General features: G+C 58.9%; 18 protein-coding genes. 10 read left to right on the top strand and 8 right to left on the bottom strand.

What is annotated here, in order from left to right:
• The first annotated feature begins 69 nt into the window (after positions 1-69).
• Both ACP7BE_RS04360 and ACP7BE_RS04355 read left to right on the top strand, forming a co-directional pair.
• Positions 70-306, top strand: coding sequence for a YdcH family protein (locus ACP7BE_RS04360; protein WP_095000197.1), 237 nt, complete (start codon positions 70-72; stop codon positions 304-306).
• 26 nt (positions 307-332) lie between these two features.
• Complete coding sequence (locus ACP7BE_RS04355) at positions 333-629, top strand: putative quinol monooxygenase (protein ID WP_095000198.1); 297 nt, start codon at positions 333-335, stop codon at positions 627-629.
• A gap of 66 nt (positions 630-695) precedes the next feature.
• Here ACP7BE_RS04355 and ACP7BE_RS04350 read toward each other — a convergent pair whose 3' ends face one another.
• Together ACP7BE_RS04350 and ACP7BE_RS04345 are read right to left on the bottom strand one after the other, a co-directional pair.
• A complete protein-coding gene (locus tag ACP7BE_RS04350; protein WP_426104890.1) occupies positions 696-2468 on the bottom strand; it encodes an acyl-CoA dehydrogenase C-terminal domain-containing protein in 1773 nt (590 codons plus the stop codon).
• A gap of 139 nt (positions 2469-2607) precedes the next feature.
• Positions 2608-4230 carry an acyl-CoA synthetase gene (locus tag ACP7BE_RS04345; protein WP_095000200.1) on the bottom strand — a complete coding sequence of 541 codons (1623 nt, stop codon included), beginning with the start codon at positions 4228-4230 and terminating at the stop codon, positions 2608-2610.
• A 180-nt stretch (positions 4231-4410) separates the two neighbouring features.
• Here ACP7BE_RS04345 and ACP7BE_RS04340 point away from each other — a divergent pair, with 180 nt between their 5' ends.
• Together ACP7BE_RS04340 and ACP7BE_RS04335 are read left to right on the top strand one after the other, a co-directional pair.
• Positions 4411-6216 carry a PAS domain-containing sensor histidine kinase gene (locus tag ACP7BE_RS04340; protein WP_426104888.1) on the top strand — a complete coding sequence of 602 codons (1806 nt, stop codon included), beginning with the start codon at positions 4411-4413 and terminating at the stop codon, positions 6214-6216.
• A gap of 2 nt (positions 6217-6218) precedes the next feature.
• Complete coding sequence (locus tag ACP7BE_RS04335) at positions 6219-6854, top strand: response regulator transcription factor (RefSeq protein ID WP_095000202.1); 636 nt, start codon at positions 6219-6221, stop codon at positions 6852-6854.
• Here ACP7BE_RS04335 and ACP7BE_RS04330 read toward each other — a convergent pair.
• Complete coding sequence (locus ACP7BE_RS04330) at positions 6841-8244, bottom strand: PLP-dependent aminotransferase family protein (protein WP_426104886.1); 1404 nt, start codon at positions 8242-8244, stop codon at positions 6841-6843. The genes ACP7BE_RS04335 and ACP7BE_RS04330 overlap by 14 nt on opposite strands.
• 129 nt (positions 8245-8373) lie before the next feature.
• On the opposite strand from ACP7BE_RS04330, the gene ACP7BE_RS04325 reads away from it, so the two are divergent.
• On the top strand, positions 8374-9012 hold the full coding sequence (locus ACP7BE_RS04325) for a LysE family translocator (RefSeq protein WP_095000204.1): 639 nt from the start codon (positions 8374-8376) through the stop codon (positions 9010-9012).
• Between the two features lie 21 nt (positions 9013-9033).
• Here the strand turns inward: ACP7BE_RS04325 and ACP7BE_RS04320 are convergent, their stop codons facing one another.
• A complete protein-coding gene (locus ACP7BE_RS04320) occupies positions 9034-9510 on the bottom strand; it encodes a hemerythrin domain-containing protein (protein WP_086797162.1) in 477 nt (158 codons plus the stop codon).
• A gap of 392 nt (positions 9511-9902) precedes the next feature.
• Here ACP7BE_RS04320 and ACP7BE_RS04315 point away from each other — a divergent pair, with 392 nt between their 5' ends.
• Both ACP7BE_RS04315 and ACP7BE_RS04310 read left to right on the top strand, forming a co-directional pair.
• A complete protein-coding gene (locus tag ACP7BE_RS04315) occupies positions 9903-10748 on the top strand; it encodes a site-specific integrase (RefSeq protein WP_426105350.1) in 846 nt (281 codons plus the stop codon).
• Between the two features lie 83 nt (positions 10749-10831).
• Complete coding sequence (locus tag ACP7BE_RS04310) at positions 10832-11029, top strand: PLDc N-terminal domain-containing protein (RefSeq protein ID WP_095000205.1); 198 nt, start codon at positions 10832-10834, stop codon at positions 11027-11029.
• 3 nt (positions 11030-11032) lie between these two features.
• Here ACP7BE_RS04310 and ACP7BE_RS04305 read toward each other — a convergent pair whose 3' ends face one another.
• Both ACP7BE_RS04305 and ACP7BE_RS04300 read right to left on the bottom strand, forming a co-directional pair.
• Positions 11033-12121 carry a polyamine ABC transporter substrate-binding protein gene (locus ACP7BE_RS04305; RefSeq protein WP_426104883.1) on the bottom strand — a complete coding sequence of 363 codons (1089 nt, stop codon included), beginning with the start codon at positions 12119-12121 and terminating at the stop codon, positions 11033-11035.
• Positions 12122-12171: 50 nt separating this feature from the next.
• Positions 12172-13473, bottom strand: a complete 1302-nt coding sequence (locus tag ACP7BE_RS04300; RefSeq protein ID WP_426104881.1) for an NAD(P)/FAD-dependent oxidoreductase — start codon at positions 13471-13473, stop codon at positions 12172-12174.
• A 156-nt stretch (positions 13474-13629) separates the two neighbouring features.
• On the opposite strand from ACP7BE_RS04300, the gene ACP7BE_RS04295 reads away from it, so the two are divergent.
• Together ACP7BE_RS04295 and ACP7BE_RS04290 are read left to right on the top strand one after the other, a co-directional pair.
• The gene (locus ACP7BE_RS04295; RefSeq protein ID WP_095019914.1) at positions 13630-14526 is read left to right on the top strand and encodes a LysR substrate-binding domain-containing protein; all 897 of its coding nucleotides are present in this window, start codon (positions 13630-13632) and stop codon (positions 14524-14526) included.
• A gap of 261 nt (positions 14527-14787) precedes the next feature.
• On the top strand, positions 14788-16353 hold the full coding sequence (locus ACP7BE_RS04290) for a TerC family protein (protein ID WP_095019147.1): 1566 nt from the start codon (positions 14788-14790) through the stop codon (positions 16351-16353).
• Positions 16354-16900: 547 nt separating this feature from the next.
• Here ACP7BE_RS04290 and ACP7BE_RS04285 read toward each other — a convergent pair.
• On the bottom strand, positions 16901-19321 hold the full coding sequence (locus ACP7BE_RS04285; RefSeq protein ID WP_426104878.1) for a glucose/quinate/shikimate family membrane-bound PQQ-dependent dehydrogenase: 2421 nt from the start codon (positions 19319-19321) through the stop codon (positions 16901-16903).
• Between the two features lie 276 nt (positions 19322-19597).
• On the bottom strand, positions 19598-20080 hold the full coding sequence (locus tag ACP7BE_RS04280) for a cupin domain-containing protein (protein WP_426104876.1): 483 nt from the start codon (positions 20078-20080) through the stop codon (positions 19598-19600).
• A gap of 182 nt (positions 20081-20262) precedes the next feature.
• Between ACP7BE_RS04280 and ACP7BE_RS04275 the strand changes: the two genes are divergently transcribed.
• Positions 20263-21828 carry an alkaline phosphatase D family protein gene (locus ACP7BE_RS04275; RefSeq protein ID WP_426104874.1) on the top strand — a complete coding sequence of 522 codons (1566 nt, stop codon included), beginning with the start codon at positions 20263-20265 and terminating at the stop codon, positions 21826-21828.
• Positions 21829-22009: the final 181 nt, after the last annotated feature.

Raw genomic sequence — 22009 nt, 5'->3', positions numbered from 1 at the left:
CAGAGCCATTGTGATCAGGTTCGCCCTCTGAACCTGAACCTGCCACTGAAATAGCCATGAGGTGCAGATATGCCAGTCAAGCACGACTTGTTACAGGACTTGGGGCTCACTAAAGAGGCCGTCAGCAAGTTTCGCAGCGAAAACCCGCATCTGAATCAGCTGTTTGTACAGTACGGCGAAAAAGATGCCGAGGTCGTTGAAGCTGAAGCCAACGACGCCATAGGCGTCCCTGATGATGTACTGCGCACGCTCAAGGAGCAGCGCTTGCAGATCAAGGATAAAATCGCGCAGATCCTCAGCGCTTAAGTCACCGCAAGCTGCAGGAAGTAGATATGTCCCGAATCATCAAAATTGTTGCCACATTGCGTGCCAAGCCTGGTCATGGCAAAACTGTCGAGCAGGCACTGCGCGCCTGTGTCGAAGGCTCACGGGCCGAACCGGGCTGCCGTTTCTATGACTTGCACGTGGATCGTACCGACCCCGAGCGTTTTGTCTTTATTGAAGGTTGGGCGGACATGGAGGCGATCGAGCATCATAAAACCACCCCGCACTACCAGGCGATGGCCCAGGCCGTGGGCGATCTATTGGCGCATCGCGAAGTGTTGTTGCTGGACGAACTGAGCGTTTAGGCCCGGTTCAAGTGCGCAACAGCCTGCGGCGGCCCTGAACAGGCCGCCGTTTTTATTGGCTGGCGTTTAAAAATGTGCGGCATCGATCTCGAACAGTGATTCGCTGCCAGCTCGTATTCCTTGCTCCAGGCTCAGTGTGCGAGGCAACAAGCGGGAGAAATAGAACTGTGCGGTCGCCAGCTTGGTGTCATAAAACCCGGGGTCGGTACTGCGCGAGCGCTGCGCCACATCGGCCATGCGTGCCCATAGCCAGGCATACGCCACATAACCGAACAGGTGCAGATATTCGACGCAGGCGGCGCCTGTTTCATTGGGGTTGGCCCTGGCCCGTGCCTGCAGCCAGTCACTGACATCCTCAAGACGCTGCACTGCGTCCAGCAGTTCGCTGGCATAAGGCTTGCCGGGCCGGGTCGCGAAGTCACGGATGTGTGCGGTAAACAGGCGCAGGCTTGCACCGCCATTGGCGATCACTTTTCGGCCCAGCAAATCCAGCGCCTGGATGCCGTTGGTGCCTTCATAAATCTGCGCAATGCGCACATCGCGAACCAGCTGTTCCTGGCCCCATTCGCGGATATAGCCATGACCACCAAAGACTTGCTGGCCCAGCACGCAACTGTCGAAACCGGTATCGGTAAAGAAGGCCTTGGCCACTGGGGTCAGCAAGGCTACCAGCGCAGTGGCTTGCTGCTGCTCCTGCGGCTCGGTAGAGAACTTGGCCAGATCCAGTTGTTGGCCCACATAGCTGGCAAATGCCCGTCCACCTTCGGTCATGGCCTTCATGCTCAGCAACATGCGTCGCACATCGGGGTGGACGATAATCGGGTCGGCAATCTTCTCCGGTGCCACGGCTCCGGTCGGGGCACGACTTTGCAGGCGCTCGCGGGCATAGGTGCGGGCATTCTGGTAGGAGGCCTCTGCGCAGCCAATGCCCTGGATGCCGATCGACAGACGTTCGTAGTTCATCATGGTAAACATCGCGGCCAGGCCCTTGTTGGCTTCACCGATCAACCAGCCCTGTGCGCCGTCAAAGTTGATCACGCAGGTTGCCGAAGCCTTGATCCCCATCTTGTGCTCGATGGAGCCGCAGCTCACCGCATTGCCTTGTCCGAGTGAGCCATCGTCATTTACCAGCACCTTGGGAACCAGAAACAACGAAATGCCCCTGGGTCCTGCTGGCGCATCCGGCAGCTTGGCCAGCACCAGATGGATGATGTTTGCGGTCAGGTCCTGATCGCCGCCGGTGATGAATATCTTGCTGCCGGTGAGGCTGAAACTGCCGTCAGACTGCGGTTCGGCGCGGGTGCGGATAATCCCCAGATCGGTGCCGGAATGGGCCTCGGTCAGGCACATGGAACCGGCCCAGCGGCCTTCGTACATCGGTGACAGGTAACGGCTTTTGAGGGGTTCGCTGGCGTGGGCATCGATGGCAAGGCAAGCACCGCTGGTGAGCGCCGAATAAAGGGCAAAACTGGAGTTTGCGCCGTAGAGCATTTCTTCAAATTGCACGGCGAGCATTTTCGGCATGCCCAGGCCACCAAATTCAGGATTGCCCGACAGGCCTACCCAGCCGCCTTCGATGTAGGTGTTGTAGGCTGACTTGAAGCCTTCAGGTGTGGTGACCTGGCCCGCCAGCCAGTGTGCGCCTTCTTCGTCGCCACTGCGGTTGAGCGGGGCGATCAGTTGGCCGGTGACCTTGGCGGCTTCCTCAAGTATGGCGTCGGCGGTATCGGCGTCGACGTGGTCGGCCAGGGCTGGCAGCCTGGCCCAGAGTGCGGGGGCTTCGAAGACTTCGTGCAGGACAAAGCGCATATCGCGCAGGGGGGCGTTGAATTCAGGCATGAAAAACCTCGTTTTTTGCAGCTGAAGGCATTCTGTGGGAGCGGGCTTGCTCGCGATTTGGGCGCCGCGGCCTGTCTGGGTAACCGAAGCGACACCTTCGCGAGCAAGCTCGCTCCCACAGTGGGTCTATAGGGGGCAGTTACAGTGCTTTGGCCATATCACGCAGCACGAACTTCTGGATCTTGCCCGTGGAGGTCTTGGGCAGCAGGGTGAACACCACCGTACGGGGCACTTTGAACCCGGCCAGGTGATCGCGGCAAAAGGCAATGATCTCGGCCTCGCGCACCTGCTGATGATCGGCCTTGAGAGTGATAAAGGCGCAAGGCGTTTCACCCCACTTTTCACAGGGCCGCGCCACCACGGCCGCCTCCATGACGCCCGGGTGTCGGTAGAGCACACCCTCGACCTCGATGGTGGAAATGTTCTCGCCACCTGAAATGATAATGTCCTTGAGCCGGTCGCGAATTTCGACGTAGCCGTCCGGGTGGCACACGGCAAGGTCACCGGTGTGGAACCAGCCGCCTTCGAAGGCTTCGGCCGTGGCGCTGGGGTTCTTCAGATAGCCCTTCATTACCGTATTGCCGCGCATGAAAATCTCGCCCATGGTCTCGCCGTCACGGGGCGTCGGTACCAGGGTTTTCGGGTCGGCCACCATCACGCCTTCCAGCGTCGGGTAGCGCACGCCCTGGCGGGACTTGATCTGTGCGCGTTCGGCCAGAGGCTGCGCATCCCACTTTTCATGCCAGGCACAAATCGTCACCGGACCATACACCTCGGTCAGGCCATAGACGTGGGTGACCTTGATGCCCATTTCTTCCACGGCACCAATCACCTTGGCCGGTGGCGCAGCGCCTGCGACCATCGCATGCACCGGGTGGTCGATGGCAGCCTTGGCGGACTCGGGCATATTGACCAGGGCGTTGAGCACAATCGGTGCACCACACAGATGGGTGACCTGATGCTCGCGAATCAACGTGAGGATCTTTTGCGGGTCAACCCGGCGCAGGAACACATGCACGCCAGCCAGCGCGGTGATGATCCATGGGTAGCACCAGCCGTTACAGTGGAACATCGGCAAGGTCCACAAATACACCGGGTGATTGCCGATGGCCCAGACCATCTGGTTGCCCAGGGAATTGAGGTAAGCACCGCGATGGTGATACACCACGCCCTTGGGGTTGCCGGTGGTGCCGGAGGTGTAATTGAGGGCAATGGCCTGCCATTCATCTGCGGGCCATTGCCAATCAAACTCGGGATCGCCTTCGGCCAGCAGCGCTTCATAGTCCAACTGGCTGACCGGCTGGCCTTCACCGTATTCGGGGTCATCCACATCAATGATCAGCGGGGGGTGATCGAGCATGGCCACGGCCGCATGCACTACGTCATGGAACTCGCGATCGGCAATCAGTACCTTGGCTTCGCCGTGGGCGAGCATAAAGGCGATGGCTTCAGCATCGAGGCGAACATTGAGGGCATTGAGCACCGCGCCGATCATGGGCACGGCAAAGTGCGCTTCAAGCATCGCCGGGATATTGGGCAGCATCACCGCTACCGTATCGCCCTGGCCAATCCCGCGCCCGGCCAGGGCACAAGCCAGGCGGCGGCAACGACTGTAGGTCTGCGCCCAGGTGCGGCGGATGGCGCCGTGAATCACGGCAGGGTAATCGGGGTAGACGCTGGCTGTACGTTCGATAAAACTCAGCGGAGACAGGGCAATATGGTTTACGGCAGTCGGCTCAAGGCCGTGCTCAAAAATCGACATGAAGGTCATTCCGGTGGCTGATTGTTAGCTCTATGGCTGCCTGCTCTGCCGATGGCGAGCGGGTCAGTTTTATGTCCGGTCTGACTTATAGCTCACTCCGGGTTTGATATGGAAGTAATACCTAAGCAATATAGTAGTTGTACTATATAAAGAAAAATTCGCTCAAGTCCTGGATGCCCAATGCCGATCGCGCTGCTTCCCCATGACCCTCAACCCTCTGTAGTGCTTGATAGAGACGGCTTGGCGCTGGCAGCCAACGACGCACTGATCCGCCTGCTGGCGGGCAAGGCGTTGAGCCAGGCGCGCGCTCTGTTGCCGGGCAATCTGCCGGAGCTGGTACGCGCCTGCCTCAAGCAGGGCAGAGCCATCGAGCAGGTAGAGGCGCAAAGTGCTCAGCAGGTCTGGCTCTGGACGCTTATTCCCGACCCCGACAGCCAGTGTGTGCTGGCCCGCGGGCGTGAAGCGAGTACAGAACTGCTGGCCGGGCGAGAGGCGGCCAAAGCCCGACGCCTGTACCGGCTGATTACCGAAAACACCACGGACCTTATCTCGCGCCATACGCCTGATGGGCGTTTTCTGGATGCCTCGCCGGCGTCCTGGACCCTGCTTGGCTACTGGCCCGAAACGCTGCGCGGGACCCTGGCCCAGCGCCTGTTTCATGCTCACGACCTGAAGCTGGCGCTGCGTCAGGCCCGTGATGCCCTGCAACTCGACGGCTATCACACCATGACCTACCGCATTCGCCATCAGGCAGGGCATTACCTGTGGTTTGAAACAGCCAGCCGGGCAATTCGTGAAACCTACACCGGGGCGGTCGTCGAAGTGGTCAGTGTGTCGCGGGATATCACGGCCCGCGTCCAGGCTGAAGAGAACAAGCGGCGACTGGCTGAAGTGGTGGAAGCCAACCCTGATCCGGTGCTGTTTATCGACCCGGCTGGCGGGGTGTCGTATCTCAACCCGGCAGCACGGCGTCTGCTGGGTCTGCTGCCCGCAGAAGGCATGCCCGCATTGGCTGATTTTTTGACCGCGCAAGTCTTGGCTACCCTGGAGAGCAACGGTTGGCACAGTGCAGAGGCGCAGGGTTTGTGGAGTCACGAGACCCGTTTGTTGCCCTTGAATGGCGAGCCTTCGGTGCCGGTGTCGTTACTGCTGCTGGCTCATCGCTCGACTGCCGGAGAGCGGTTTTTCTCGCTGGTGGCACGGGATATGCGCGAGCGTGAACTGCGCGAAGCCCAGCAGCGCCATCATCAGGATGAAATGGCCCATACCGCGCGCCTGATCACACTGGGCGAACTGGCATCGGGGATTGCCCACGAAATCAATCAACCGCTGGCGGCAGTGGTCAATTACGCCAATGCCAGCCAACGTTACCTGCAAAGCCTGGACAGTAATCCTGCCGCAGTCGAGCGTGTGGCCCAGGGACTGGAGCGGATCAACCTGCATGCCAATCACGCCGCGCAAGTGATCAAGCGCCTGCGCGGTTTTTTGCGCAAGGGGCGGCGTAACCTGCAAGCGCTGGATATCAGTGAGGTGGCGCGCCAGGCCGTCAGCCTGTGTGCCTGGGAGGCCGGGGAACGAAATGTCACTATCGAGCTGCAGTTGCCGGAGTCCCTGCCATGGGTGTACGCCGACCGGGTGTTGCTGGAGCAGGTGCTGCTCAACCTGTTGCGCAATGCCATAGATGCCAACAACGAGCAATTACCGGGTCAGCTTTCGCGGATCATCCTGCAGGCTCAAATCCTTGATGGCGCCACTCTGCAAATCAGCGTGCAGGATCAGGGCCCGGGGGTAAGCACCGGGGAGCTTGAGCAGTTGTTCACACCGTTTTACACCAGCAAGGCAGAAGGTCTCGGGCTGGGTTTGTCGATGAGCCGCAGCATCGTCGAAGGCTTTGGCGGTGAACTCAATGCCCGACCACAAACCAGCGGCTTGCTGATGTGCTGCTGCCTGCCATTGATGGCTTCACTCAACACGACAAGAGAGTAACGATGACAACCCAAACCCGGCCTGTGGTGTATGTGGTGGATGACGATCAGGGCATGCTCGACTCGACGGTCTGGTTGCTCGAGTCCGTTGGCCTCAATGCGCTGGCGTTTACAAGCGGGCAGGCCTTTCTTGACGCTTGCGACCCGACCCTGTGTGCCTGTGTGGTACTGGATATCCGCATGCCGGCCATGGGCGGCCTGAATGTTCAGCAGGCATTGCGTGAACGAGGGATCAGGATGCCGGTGATCTTTGTCAGCGGGCATGCTGATGTGCCCATTGTGGTACGGGCTTTCAAGGCCGGTGCCCATGATTTTATCGAGAAGCCCTATAACCAGCAGTTGTTGCTCGACAGCGTACAGCAGGCCCTGAGTGGCGATACCGCGCAGCAAAGCGCCAGCCAGGAACAGACCGAACTTGAGGCCCGTCTGCAAAGCCTGACACCGCGTGAGCAAGATGTATTCATGCCTTTGGTCAAGGGCTGCACCACCCGTGAGATTGCCGCGCTGCTGGGGGTGAGTGCCAAGACTATCGACCTGTATCGCTCCCGGGTGATGAAGCGCATGCAGGCCCGGCATTTGCCCGATCTGGTGGGCATGGCCATTGCTGCCGGGCTGGTTGATCCGCTCAGGTTGGGTTAGTCAGTAATGCCTCGACGCCAGCCATGACGGCAGGCGTGTCGGTGTGGGCGACGTTGAAGCGCATGCAGCGGCGCAGTTGCGGATCAAAACCGAACAGGATCCCGGGCGCGAGCACCAGGCCACGGGCAAGCGCCTGCTGGGCGAGGGTTTCGCCATCCAGCCCGGCAGGCAATGTGGCCCAGATAAACATGCCGCCGGCATAGGGCACGCTCAACCTGAAGCCCAGGCCCTGCAACCAGCCCGAAACCCGTACACCACTGGCCTGCAGGCCTTGCACCACGCGCTTGCGGTGTTTGTGATAAGTGCCGTCATTGAGCATCGAGCACACCAGTTGCTCAAGCATTTCCGAAGTAATCCCGCCGCACATCAGTTTCATCTGGGTCAGCTCGGCGGCCATCTGCGCAGAGGCCACGACAAAGCTCACCCGCAGGTTGGCACTGAGGGTTTTCGAAAAACCGCTCAGGTAGGTCACTTGCTCCACGCCTGCCAGCGCCACCAGTCGGGGGGGCGGTTCTGGGTGCAGGTCGCCATAAAGATCATCTTCGATAATGGCGCACTCATAACGCTTGGCCAGCTCGAGCAGTCCGTAGGCCTGCCCGGGTGTGAAGGAGTGCCCGGTGGGGTTATGCAGCAGCCCGGTGGTGAGGTAAAGCGTTGGCCGGTGCTGGCTGAACAGGGTTTGCAGCGCTTGCAGGTCCAGCCCTTGGGCGGTGCGCTCCACAGTGATCACGCGCACGCCATGCAAGGCCAGGTTGGCGTGAAAATTGAAATAACAGGGCATGTCCAACAGCACGGTATCGCCGGGGCGCACGCGCAAGCGCAGCAGCATGTCGAGCCCCAGCACGGTATTGGCCGTGGTGATAATCTGCTCGACCCCCACATTCAGGCCCTGGCTCAACAGTTTCTGCTGCAAGGCCTGACGCAGCGGCAAATAGCCCGCCGGGTCACCATAACCGGTCAGTCGCAGGGCTGGCGAGCGACTGAGCTGGCGCATGTTGCCACGCAGGGCGCTGGCTTCCAGCCAGCTTTCCGGTAAATGCCCGCTGCCGGGGCGCAGGGCACCGCTGGCACCGGTCAGGGAGCGGCGCAAGACGCTGTGCAAGTCTTGCGGCAGCAGGTCAAGGGCAGTGGCGCGTCCGCTTTGCAGCGTTTTCGTCGCAACAAAGTAGCCCAGGCCCTGACTGGATGTGATTCTGTCCTGCCCGCGCAAGCGATCCAGGGCTTCGATCAGGGTGAATTTGCTGACGCCCCAGTGAGCAGTCATCTCGCGCGCCGAAGGCAGTTTGCTGCCGGGGTTGAGCAGACCCTGATCAATGGCCTGGCTCAAGGCATCAACAATCTGCTGGACCTTGGACAGGCCGGGTTGAAACGCAACGGTAGGTAAGTGCATGCAGGGCCTCGTACTTTACCGGTCATGCTACCAGTAAAGGTCGGTAAAGTTTGTCAGCGCTTGATCTGCCAATAGCCGGCAGGGCCTGCCTAGACTGCGCGACCGTAACTTCTGGATTCAACCACCGTCATGGCCACGCAACTGACACTCGCTTCATTTCTGTATTTTCTGATGTTTTGCGCCACCATGACCTTCAGCCCCGGGCCCATGACCCTGCTCTTGATGGGGTTCGGCATGCAGCAGGGGCTCAAGCGTTCCATGCCGGTACAACTGGGAGCCAGCGCAGCGTATCTGGTGTCGATTCTTGTATTTGCCGTAGGCTTCGCCGAACTGATCAAGGGCAACCCGTTAATCAGTCGCGGGATCCAGTATGTGGGGGTTACGTACTTGCTGTACCTGGCGTACCGGCAGTGGACCAGCACCGGGTTGAAACTGGACAGTCCTGACACACTGCACAACGATTTTACAGGGCGCTTTGGCAAGGGCCTGCTCACCGGTTTCTCCAACCCGAAAACCATCGTCATGTTCAGCGCCGTATTCCCGCAGTTCGCCGGGCAGGGCAGTGATTCCCGAATGCTGGATCTGGCGGTACTGGGGCTGGCTTTTTTGCTGCTGCAGTTTGCCAGTGGTTGCCTGTATTGTTACTTCGGTCAACGTATTCGCCGGGTGCTGCAAAGCCCGTCGCGACAAGTGTTGTTGCAACGGGCTACAGCCTGCATGTTGCTGGGGGTTGCAGTGATGCTGGCGCGAGGTTTTACCCAGGGCTGAGCCTGCCGGGCGCTGGCGCCATCACGCCGCCAGGGGCTTGCTGTTCAGGGACTTTTTGTATTCGGCTTTCATCGCTTCCATCTGTTTTCCCAGCTCATCGAGCACCGCTTTACCGAGCAACTTGCGGGCCTGGGGAAACATCTCGGTTTCTTCCTCTTCGATATGGTGCTCGAGGAGTTCCTTGACCACCTTTGCACGACCGGAGAATTCCAGAGAATCGGGGGCAGTTTTCTTAAGGTCAGGCAATACCAGGGAGTCCACAGTGCGGTGTTCTTCCTTCGCTTCGTGGTACATGACGGCTTGCTCTTTACCACCGGCTTTCTTGAAGACCGGGTAGAGGATTTCCTCTTCAAGGCGGGTGTGGATAGTAATTTCCATTTCCAGTTTGTTGAGCAGTTCAGTGCGTTTTTTCACAGCGCGCTCGGTGGAATCGCTGAGCTGGTTCAAGATGGCCTTGACTCGTTTGTGATCTTCCAGCAGCAAATCGATGGCATTCATATTCACTCACCTGTCTCTTTCACGGATAGGGATGGGCCTTTATGCATGCGACCCTCAGGGGTGAATATTGCATTAGCTGTACCAACTTGAACGGACGATATAAAATTAATAAAAATCAATTAGTTAAGTTTTAAAGCTGACGTTTCTATTCGTGCAGAATGCACGCATGCCGCGACCAGGTCATGCAATTCGCGAGTGGGTTGGTGTTAATGCGCTAAACGCGGAAATCCCCGCCGCATGGGGTATATTGCGAACCGTTTCTGCCTGTAATGAGATTGGTTTTGTCTACGATTGACTCCCCGCTATCGCCGCTTTCTTCCTTGGTGTTAAACCCGGTGCAAACGCCTGTGGCGCTTTATCTTCAGCGGCTGGCGCCGTCCAGCCGCCAGACCATGCGTTATGTCTTGCAGGAAGCGGCAGACCGCCTGGGCGCTGAAGACGTGGCGATTGATGAATTCCCCTGGCATCAACTGCAACCGGGGCATATCACCGCACTGGTGGCGGCGTTGCGTGAAGACGGTTACGCGCCCAATACCTCATCGCTGCACGTCAACGCCATTCGCGGCGTGATGAATCAGGCCTGGCAACAAAACCTGATCACTCAGGATCATTTGCTCAAGATACGCGCGGTCAAGGCGGGAGGCGGTTCGCGGCTGGTCAAGGGGCGTAATCTGCGGCGCAATCTGATTCGCGAGCTGATGGATGTATGTGCCGCAGACCCCCGTCCGCAAGGGCTCAGGGACGCGGCGATCATCGCAATTCTGTATGGCTCGGGGATGCGCAAGTCCGAGTCGGTGAATATGGACCTGTGGCAGGTCGATGTAGAACAGCGCAGCTTGCAGGTGCTGGGCAAGGGCAACAAGGAACTGATCAAGTTTGCACCGGCCTGGGCTTTCGAAAAACTGGAAGAGTGGCTGGCATTCCGCCGGGCGAACCTGCCGGACGGGGTCAGTGATGACACCTTTTTGTTCAATCGCATCCGCCGCGGCAACCACATCACTCGTGATCGCCTGACCAAACATGCGATCTATTACATCGCCAAGCAGCGGGGCAGGCAGGCAGGGGTCGACATCATGCCCCATGATTTTCGTCGCTCGTTCATTACCCGGGTGATTGAAGAGTACGACGTGTCGATCGCACAGAAGCTGGCGCACCACGCCAACATTGCCACCACCGTCAGCTATGACGTGCGCGATGACAACGAGCGGCGCAATGTGACCGACCGCTTCCTGTTGTAAGCGCAAGGGTTGGCGGTTTTAAGAATTAATGAACCCTCGCGCCATCTCCCCGCCTAACGTTTAACAACCACAGGAGGTCGCGCATGCAAATCGAAACCATATGGGTGGTACTGGCAATTATTCTGGTGCTGCTGGAGCTCTGGGCAATCCGCGGGGTGATGAAAAGCGGGGCACGGTCAAGCAGCCGGCTGATGTGGATTGCCATTATCATCTTCGCGCCGTTGCTGGGCATGCTGGCGTGGCTGGTTGCCGGGCCAAGGCAGCCGAGCACACACCATTGAATATCACGTAATGGTCTTGAGCTTGGTCCACAAACGGGTGCTCAGACGGGCGATTTTGGCCGGCAGGTCTTCCACGGTGAACAGGGTGTCGATCACTTCACTGGACGGGTAGATCGCCGGGTCCTGTTTCACGTCCGGCGCCAGGTACGGGTCTGCCGCCTGGTTGGGGTTGGCGTAGTGGATATGGTTGCTGATAGTGGCAATCACTTGCGGGGTCAGCAGGTAGTTCATGTAGGTGTAGGCATTTTTTTCATGGGGCGCGCTCTTGGGCATGACCACCATGTCCAGCCATAACGTCGAACCTTCCTTTGGGATCGAATACGCAATGTCGATCCCGTTCCCGGCTTCCCGCGCACTTGCCGCAGCCTGTACCACATCACCGTTGAAGCCGATGACCGCACAGATATTGCCGTTGGCCAGATCACTGATGTATTTCGATGCATGAAAATACTGAACATAAGGTCGTATTTTCAGCAGCGCCGCTTCGGCTTTCTTGTAGTCCTCAGGCTCATGACTATGGTGCGGCAAGCCCAGGTAGTTGAGAGTGATCGGCAACACTTGCGTCGGATTGTCGATAATCGCCACACCGCACTGGCTCAGTTTTTTGATGTTGTTTTCATCGAAAAACAGGCTCCAGGAGCGGGTGACATCCGTGGTACCAAAAATCGCCTTGATCTTCTCGACGTTGTAGCCGATCCCCGCCGTGCCCCACATGTAGGGGTAGCCGTACTGATTGCCGGGATCGTTGGCTTCCAGTTTGTTCATTAACACCGGATCCAGGTTCTTCCAGTTTGGCAACTGGCTCCTGTCCAGTTTCTGGATGGCACCGGCCTTGATCAGGCGGGACATAAAGTGGTTCGAAGGGCTGACCACGTCATAGCCGGTATTACCGGTCATCAACTTGGATTCCAGCACTTCGTTGCTGTCGTGAATATCGTAGGTCGCCTTGATCCCTGTTTCCTTGGTGAAGGTGGTCAGGGTGTCGTCGGCAATATAGCCGTTCCAGTTGGAAATATTCACGCTCTCGTCGGCTTGGCTGACGGCCGAAAACGCGGCGAGCATGACCGCAAGGGAGACCGGGCTGATGTTCATGTTCAATCACCTTTTCAAGGAGCTTTTATTCTTTTGTGGTGTGAGGGTGTTCAGATTTCTGTTTTGGCTCTGAGGGCTTCCATGCGCATGCGCAGCGCTGCACCGACGTTAAAAAATGGCCGTGGCGGCAACCAGCCCGGCTGCGCTCTGTCCATGACCGACTGCAGCAGGGGCGAGCTGGCGCCACAGGCCAGCTCTGCGAGCAGACGGCCCCACAGCGTGCCGCGGGCAACCCCGGAGCCATTGCAGCCCGCCACGGCATAGATGCCTTCCTCGACCTTGGCAAAGTACGGCTGGCCACTGCGGGTAGCGCTCAGATGGCCGGTCCAGGTGTAGCGGATGTCTTGCTCACCGAGCCCGGGGAAGCGACGTTGCAGGCCCAGTGCATGGTGTTTTCGACGCAGTGACAAGTCACTGCCGGACAAATCGCGCGTACGGTATTCCGCGGTATTGCGGATCATTACCCGCCGATCCGGAGTCAGTCGCACCGTCGCGCCCAGCGGCCTCGTCGACAGCACGCCCCAGGGCTCGACACTGCCGATGGCCTGATACTCCTTGTCGCTCAGGGGGCGGGTGAGGCTGGCGCTGAGCTCCATCGGGAAGGTTGCGCTGTTGTCGATCCCGGCGCGGGGGATAAAGGCATTCAGGCATACCAGTACCTGTGCGGCTTCAATGCTGCCCTGGATACCCTTGGCCCGAATGCGTCCGCCACTCAGGCGTTCAAGCCCGATGATGTCGGTGTTTTCAAAAAGGCTGACATTGGCCGGCAAGGCATCCAGCAGACCCTTGACGTATTTCGCCGGCTGCAACAACGCATTGCCATTGCCGCACCAGATGGCCGCCTGGTAATGGCGGGTGCCGAGTGTCTGCGCCAGTTGCGCGCCTTCCAGAAAGTGTGCAGATGCGCCGACTGCATGCAGGGTCTTGAGCTTGGCCTCAACCTGGGTCAATTTGCCCGGGTCGTTGACGGCGAAGTAGTAACCCGAATCCCGGTACTCGCAGTCGATGCCGTGGCGCGCAATGCGCATGCGTACTTCATCACCGGCCGCCTGGCCGATTGTCGAGTCCACGGCATAGCCGGCAAATCCACCCTTGCCGATCAGATCGTCATCCGCCGGGTTTTCATGGGCCACCGCGTAACCGGAGTTGCGTGCCGATGCACCTTGGGCTGCACGTTGCCTGTCGACAATCAGAATGCGAGCTTGCGGGTGCAATTGCGCCAGGGAATGGGCCGCACTGAGGCCGGTAATGCCCGCACCGATAATCAACCAGTCGGCTTTCTCGATGCCTTTGAGGTGATCACGGAGGGGGGAGCTTCCTGCCAGGGCAATCCAGCCACATTCATTCTTCACGTTTCACCTCATTTGCCGGTCAGGGGGCTGCCCGGCCTTTGAATACATGCGCTAATTGCATGGCTGGCCGTTTCTGGCGCTGGTTATGGATGGAATTTAGGCGGTACCAAGTGATATAACCAACGCTATTAATTCATTGATTGATGCAAAAAACACATGGATAAGGTTCGTCACGTACCCTCGTTGCAGGGTTTGCAGGCACTGGTAGAGGTGGCTGAATCGGGCAGCTTCACACAGGCGGCGCAGACGCTGTGTCTGACCCAAAGCGCTATCAGCCGGAAAATCCAGCAACTGGAAGCTCACTTTGGTGTGACGTTGTTTGTCAGAACCAGTCGCAGCGTGCGCATGACCGTCGAAGGCGAACAGGTGCTGGCCAGTGCCCGCGGCATTCTTGAACAGTTAAAGCTGCTGGAAGATCGTTTGTCGCCGCAAACGCGACCGTTCCGTATCCGCATGCATGTATCGCTGGCCGTGCGCTGGTTACTGCCCAAACTCAGTGACTTTTACTTGCAGCACCCGGACATAGCCTTGTCGATTGAAACGGTCGCCACCGAGGTTGTCGAACCGGCCAGCGACAGCGATGCCTACATCCTGTACTTGCCCCGACCCTCTACTGACCCGGCCTGCATGGCTTTATTCGATGAGGCTCTGGTGCCAGTGTGTGCACCCAGCCTGGGGCCGCTGGCGTCGATGGAAGATCTGCTGCGCTTTGCGCTGTTGCATCGCTCGGCCGACCAGCAAGCCTGGCACGACTGGCTAGCCGCCAATGACGGCAAGCCGCTGCACAGCTATCGGCATATCCCGTTCAATCTCGATGAGCTGGCCCTCGATGCTGCCGCGCGTGGCTTGGGGGTGGCGGTCACGGACATGACCCTGGCGGCGGAGTCCATTCAACGCGGGGCACTGGTGATTCCGTTTGGTGAGCCGTTGAAAACCGGTGGTAACTATTCGTTGTGCCTGCAACCTGCTGCAGACTTGCACTCGGCGTGTCCGGCGGTGCTGCAATGGTTCGCCAGTCAGGTCGAGCAAGGCGGAGGAGGGAGAACTTGTTAAATTTTGTAATAAGTCCGCTAGCAGGAAATGAGTTTAATCGCTGTAGGATTGCATCCCCAATTCACTAAAGGCTTGTATGAACACCCTTCAGGAACCACCCAGTCGCAGTTTTGAATCTGCGCTTGCCCCAGGCTTGATCCTCGCAATCGAGCACGCGTTACCCATTCCCCGCCCTCTGTTTAGCGCCAGCACCTCTGCTGCTGCGCTTGTCTGTGCGCGCTCGCCGTTAACCCAGCACCTTCGTGAGATTGACTGATACCTATGGAATGGATTGCAGATCCCACGGCCTGGCTCGGCCTGTTGACCCTGATTGTGCTGGAACTGGTACTGGGTATTGATAACCTGGTGTTTATCGCCATCCTCGCCGACAAACTGCCGCCGGAGCAGCGCGACCGTGCCCGGGTCATCGGCCTGACGCTGGCCCTGGTCATGCGCCTGGGCCTGCTGGCCAGCATCTCGTGGATGGTCACGCTGACGCAGCCTTTGTTCGAAGTCTTCGACAAAGCGTTCTCGGGGCGCGACCTGATCATGCTGTTCGGCGGCTTGTTCCTGTTGTTCAAGGCCACGATGGAGTTGCATGAGCGCCTGGAAGGGCATGTGGCCGAGCGCTCATCGGCGCTGGGCTATGCCATGTTCTGGCCGATTGTGGCGCAGATTGTCGTGCTCGACGCGGTGTTTTCCCTGGACGCGGTGATTACCGCGGTAGGCATGGTTGAACATCTGTCGGTGATGATGATTGCCGTGGTGTTCTCGATCGGCCTGATGATCATCGCCAGCAAACCGTTGACCCACTTCGTCAACAGTCACCCTACGGTGATCATGCTGTGCCTGGGCTTCTTGATGATGATCGGCTTCAGCCTGACTGCCGAGGGCCTGGGCTTTCATATCCCGAAAGGTTATCTGTACGCCGCCATCGGCTTCTCGATCCTGATCGAAGTACTCAACCAGATTGCCCGTGCGCGCCGCAAGAAAAGCGTGCAGGGCCTGCGGCCCATGCGCGAGCGCACCGCCCATGCGGTGATGCGCTTGCTTGGCGGGCGTACCCTGAGTGCTGATGAAGTGGGCGAAGAGATTGCCGACATGCTTGACGGTGGCAGTCATCAGAACGTCTTCCATCGACGCGAGCGCGTGATGATCAGTGGCGTATTGCAACTGGCGGAACGGTCGATTCGCACGGTGATGACGCCCCGTGCCGAGATCGATCATATCGATCTGGCTGATTCGGCAGAGATCATTCGTACAAAGCTGATGCATTCATCGTATTCCCGACTGCCCCTGATCCGGGATGGCCGGGTAGATGAACCCTTGGGCTTTGTGCATAAAAAGGAACTGCTCAAGGAGCTGTTGGCGGGGCATGAACCGGATCTGGAGGCGATGGCGCGCAAGGCTATCAATCTGCTGGACAGCTTCACGATTCTCAATGCTCTGGAGCAGATGCGTAAAGAGTCGACGCACATTGCGTTTGTCATCAACGAGTTCGGTGACTTCATCGGCCTGCTGACCATGACTGACATTCTCGAGTCGATCGCTGGTGAACTGCCGGATGCCAGCGAGATAGAGGGGCCCAATATCGTTGCCCAGGAAGAGGGTTATCTGGTCAGCGGCGCCTTGAACCTGAGCCAGATTCGCCAGCACATCGGCTTTGCAGCCAAGGCCACGGATGACTATCAGACACTTGCAGGTATGGTCATGAGTTTACTGGATCGTCTGCCGATGATTGGCGACAAGCTGACGTGGGAAGGCTGGACCTTGACCGTAGTCGAGGTAGAAGAGCGGAGGGTGACGCGGGTGTTGCTGAGCAAATCCGCTCCCACAGTAAAAAGTTAGCGCGGTCATTGTGGGAACCGGGCTTGCCCGCGATGCAGGCGACCCGGTCTGTCTGAAGGATCGAGGCGCTGCCATCGCGAGCAAGCCCGCTCCCACAGTAAAAAGTTAGCGCGGTCATTGTGGGAGTCGGGCTTGCCCGCGATGAAGGCAGCCCGGTCTGTCTGAAGGATCGAGGCGCTGCTATCGCGAGCAAGCCCGCTCCCACAGTAAAAAGTTAGCGCGGTCATTGTGGGAACCGGGCTTGCCCGCGATGCAGGTAAACCGGTCTGTCTGAAGGATCGAGGCGCTGCCATCGCGAGCAAGCCCGCTCCCACAGTAAAAAGTTAGCGCGGTCAGTGTGGGAGTCGGGCTTGCCCGCGATGCAGGCAACCCGGTTTGTCTGAAGGACATAGGCGCTGCTATCGCGAGCAAGCCCGCTCCCACAGTAAAAGGTTAGCGCGGTCATTGTGGGAGCCGGGCTTGCCCGCGATGCAGGCAACCCGGTTTGTCTGAAGAACCGAGGCGCTGCCATCGCGAGCAAGCCCGATCCCACAGGGGAGGGCAGTGCTTAGTTGCTGTCAGGCAGTGCGTAAGCGATCACGTAGTCACCGCGATCCGGCGACTGACGGGCACCACCAGCGGTGATCACGATGTATTGCTTGCCGGTTTTAGGCGAAACAAAGGTCATCGGACCGCCCTGGCTGCCAACAGGCAAACGGGCTTTCCAGGCTTCTTCACCGTTGGCCGAGTTAAAAGCGCGCAGGTAGAAGTCTTGAGTGCCAGCGATGAATACCAGGCCACCTTGTGTCGACAGGGTACCGCCCAGTGTCGGCATGCCGATCGGCAGTTGCAGACCCATCTTGATCCCCATCGGGCCGGTGTCCTGCACGGTACCGACCGGTACTTGCCAGGCGACCTTCTGAGTCTTCATGTCAATGGCGGTCAGCGTACCGAAAGGCGGGGCCTGGCACGGAATACCGGCTACCGACAGGAAGCGGTTTTTGTTCACCGCATAAGGCGTGCCCTTGAGCGGTACGGCACCCATGCCGGTGTTCAAGGCTTCACCGCCAGAAGAGGCCTTGGCGTCTTTTTGCTGCGGAACCATCTGCACCCACAAGCCCAGGCGCATGTCGTTGACGAAAATAAAGCCGTGAACCGGGTCAGTCGACAGGCTGCCCCAGTTCATGCCACCCAGCGAACCCGGGAAGCTCAACGACACATCAGTGCCCGGCGCGGCGTACAGACCTTCGTAACGCATCTTCTTGAAGGAAATACGGCACAGCATCTGATCAAACGGGGTTGCACCCCACATGTCCGATTCAGTCAGGGTCTGCGCACCAATCTGTGGCATGCCCACGGATTTTGGCTGGGTCAGCGAGTAGGGCTCGTCCGGAATGTTCGAGGTCTTGACCGGTACTTCTTCAACCTTGGTCAGCGGCTGGCCGGTGTGGCGATCGAGGACAAAAATCTGCCCGGCCTTGGTGCCGATCACTACCGCCGGGACCTTGCTGCCGTCCGCTTTGGCGAAGTCGATCAGGCTTGGTTGCATCGGCAGATCGAAGTCCCACAAGTCATTGTGGACGGTCTGGTACACCCATTTTTCTTCGCCAGTGGTGGCGTTCAGTGCCAGTACCGATGCGCCGTACTTGTGGTTCAGCTCGGTACGTTCGACACCATAGATGTCGGTGGACGAGCTGCCCATCGGCAAGAATACGGTGTTCATCAGCGGGTCATAGGACATCGGTGCCCAGCTGTTCGGCGTGCTGCGAACGTAGGTCTTGCCTTCTGCCGGTGCTTGCTTGTCCTGCGGGTTGCCCGGGTCGAAGGCCCAGCGCATGGCGCCGGTCACTACGTCGAAACCACGGATCACGCCACCTGGCATATCGGTCTGGACGTTGTCAGCCACGCGACCGCCAACCACCACCGTGGTACCTGCCATCAACGGTGCCGACGACAACTGGTAGTAGGAATCGGGCACATTGCCCAGGCCGGCCTTCAGATCAACCTGGCCATTGCTGCCGAAATCCGGGCAGAACTGGCCGGTGTCGGCATCTACCGCGATCAGGCGTGCATCGATGGTATTGGTCAGCAGGCGACGCTGGCACGCCGCGCCCGGGGCAACGGTGACAGCTGCGGCCGGGGTGCTGCCATCGGTGGGTGCTGCGACTGGGGCGCTGGCATCAAAGTACGCCAGGCCACGGCAACGCTGCCAGACGGCGGCCTTGGCATTGATGTTGTTCTTCCACAACTCTTTACCGGTATCGGCGTCCAGCGCGATCAGGTTGTTGTGTGGCGTACAGATAAACACTTTGTCGCCCACTTGCAGCGGGGTCATCTGGTCTTCTGCGCCATTGCCATCACTGATGGCCACATCGCCGGTCTGGTAGGTCCAGGCCGGTACCAGCTTGGACACGTTGCTACGGTTGATCTGATCCAGAGCAGCAAAGCGGCTGCCACCTTCGTCATTGCCGTAGTGTGCCCAGTCTTTCTGGGCTTTGGCCGGGTCAACCTTGGTCAGGCCCGGGCCGTCACCGGTCGGTGCGATCGAGGCGTGAGGCTGGAACATCCCCCAGAAGCCGGCGGCGATGGCCACGGCCAGCACTGCACCCAGCGCATAACCGGCGTTGCCGCTCAGGCCATTGGCCTTGCGCAGCGAAGGGTAAGCCAGCGCCACGACCAGGCTGAGCACAGCCAGGGCAAACAGACGTGAAACCAGCGGCCAGAACACCAGCCCGGCATCAGCCAGGGCCCAGATAACACTGGCGCCCATGATGGCAGCAAACAGCCAGGCACCTGCCAGGCGTCGCTTGAACAGCAACACGGACGAAGCGACCATGCCCAGGCCTGCAAGCAGGAAGTACAGGCTGCCACCGAGCGTGGCCAGGTAGCCGCCACCGGCGACATAGAGCAAACCGAAAACCAGCACGCCTAAAGCGGCGACCCAGATGGGCCAACGGCTTGCGGCTGCCGAAGGTTGAGCGTTATTCATTGTGCATGACCCTATTGATGCATGAACGGTTGGGAGGAGGGCATAGCTTTTAACTGTAGCGGCTTGCAAGGCAGGCGCAGACATGTCGGCGTTTCTGCACGTCGTCGAGGCCTTGAACAGGCCAGGTCGACAGACCGGGAAACGTCCGAAACAGTTATGTACTAAACGGTTAGTTTTATAACTTTAACAAAAACCCGGGCCTGCGACAAATTGTCAGTGTCGAGAGTCCGATAAGAGGGGATGTCAGGGGGAGGGCAAAGGGCGCGCAGATGCCCTTCAGCCATAGGGGCTGCCATCTTTATGGACGAAGTGCCATGTGCCGTCGACTGCCGTCACCGCCTGTATATCGTCAGACGGGTAAGTCACGCTGTCTCCGACACTACGGTCGCCTACTTCAAGAACCACGCAGAGGGTGTCAGTTCTATTCTCCAGATGGTGGGCAAGCCCTTTGGCGGGGAAGCCCGCAATCATCCCCGGAGCCAGTTGCACGGTTTCATCACCTCTGAACAAGGTCGGATGACCCTCCAGGACATAGATAAATTCGTCCTGTAATGAGTGCGAGTGATGAAGGGCGGAGAGACTGCCTGGCGGCAGGTGTACAAGGTTGACGCCAAAATTCTTCAAGTTGAACAGATCACCCAGAGGCCGTTTGGTGCGGCCCTGCATCAGGGACGCGAAAGGCTCGGGGTAGTTGCTGGGGCGGGTTCTCTGCGCTGCATCGCAAGCATTGATCGGGCCTTGCTCAGTGGGGCTGATCATGGTGCGTCCCTCAAGATCAACAGACAAACACAGAGGGGCAGTGCAACCGCCTTGGCAATCTGCACTGCCTGAAAGTGCCATCAGACATCCAGCATAGCCGGCACATGGCTGTGCTGCTCTGAAACATGGCTGTCATTGGCAGGGGCTTAAATAGTGACTCCTTCCACTTGAGAAGATCATCCATGTCACAGTTTCCAGTCCGCCGTCGCAGCCTGATCCAAACGCTTTCTGCGGGACTTGTGTTGCCCAGCCTCGCGCCGGCTATCCTGGCGAATGTCCAGGACAGGCCCCAGATGACAGACGGCGTGCAATCCGGGGATCTACTGGGTGACCGCGCGATGGTCTGGAGCCGTAGTGACAGACCAGCCAAACTGGTGGTTGAGTGGGACACCACCAGCACTTTTGCTCAGCCCCGGCGCGCCGCTTCGGCGCAGGCACATGCAGGCACTGACTACACCGCCCGGGTGGAACTCAGAGGGCTGCCCGCCGATCAATCTATCTTTTATCGCGCCTGGTTCGAGGACGCCCGCACCGGAACAGCGGGCGAACCGTGGTTCGGGCACCTGCGTAGTGTGCCAGGGCTGCCGCGGGACATTCGTTTTGTATGGAGTGGTGATACGGTCGGTCAAGGGTTCGGCATCAACCCTGACATAGGCGGCATGCGCATCTACGACGCCATGCGTCGACGCTTGCCGGATTTTTTCTTGCACAGTGGCGACACTATCTACGCAGACGGCCCGGTTCCGGCCCAACAGGTCGTGGAAAATGGTCGCGTCTGGCGCAACCTGACCACCGAAGCCAAAAGCCATGTCGCGGTGACTGTCGACGACTTTCGGGGTAACTACCGATACAACCTGATGGACGAGAACGTGCGGCGGTTTAATGCCGAGGTGCCGCAGATATGGCAGTGGGACGACCATGAAACGACCAACAACTGGTCGTCAGGCAAACAGCTTGACTCACGCTATGGCGGTGCCGCCATCAGGGATCTGCTCGGTCCGGCACGGCAAGCCTGGCTCGAGTACTCCCCGATGCGTCCTCAGCCTGGCGATAAGGGCGGTCGCATCTACCGGAGCCTCCCTTATGGACCTTTACTGGAGCTCTTTGTGCTGGACATGCGCAGTTACCGAGGGAGCAATGACGCCAACTTGTCCGCTGTCCCGGGCCCACAGACGGCGTTTCTCGGGCGTACGCAACTCGACTGGCTCAAGCAGGCGCTGGCACATTCAACGGCCCAGTGGAAAGTCATCGCTGCCGATATGCCGCTTAGCCTGGCCGTGGCGGATGGCGAAATGTCGCCCGGAGTGCCGCGCTGGGAGGCAATAGCCAACGGCGACAATGGCAAACCGTTGGGACGAGAAATGGAGATTGCCGAGTTACTGGATTTCCTGCGCCAACGACAGGTCCGTGATGTTGTGTGGCTAACTGCCGATGTGCACTACTGTGCAGCTCACCACTATCATCCTGATCGAGCAGCGTTCCAGCAATTTGAGCCGTTCTGGGAATTTGTCGCCGGACCTTTAAATGCGGGCAGTTTTCCGTCTTGTGCTCTGGACATGACGTTTGGCCCGCAGGTGGTCTTCGAGAAGGCACCGACTGAACCGAACATCTCGCCCCTGGCAGGGCTGCAGTTCTTCGGCGAGGTCAACATTGATGCTCGTGACAAGAGTCTCACGGTAACCCTTCGCGACCTGGACGGTGTAGCGGTGTTTGAGCAGCAGTTGAAGCCTTTCGGGCATGAGGTCTAGGCAGGATTAAGAGTGGAGCCAGTCGTAAATCCGGGCGAGTGGAGGGTAGTCCTGATCCGCTGAGCCTGCCGGAGCGGGCATTTCACCATGCGCCAGTAGCAGTCCGGAGGGGTAAGCATGGGGAGGATAAATGCTCGAACCGGCTGGATTCGCCGTTGTTCGGTCTGGGCATCAGGTCGAT

Source organism: Pseudomonas sp. TWR1-1-3, from assembly GCF_049896805.1.
Classification (GTDB): Bacteria; Pseudomonadota; Gammaproteobacteria; order Pseudomonadales; family Pseudomonadaceae; genus Aquipseudomonas; species Aquipseudomonas bubulae.
Note: the sequence above shows the minus strand (reverse complement) of the source record. Positions and strands in the feature narration are given on the sequence as shown.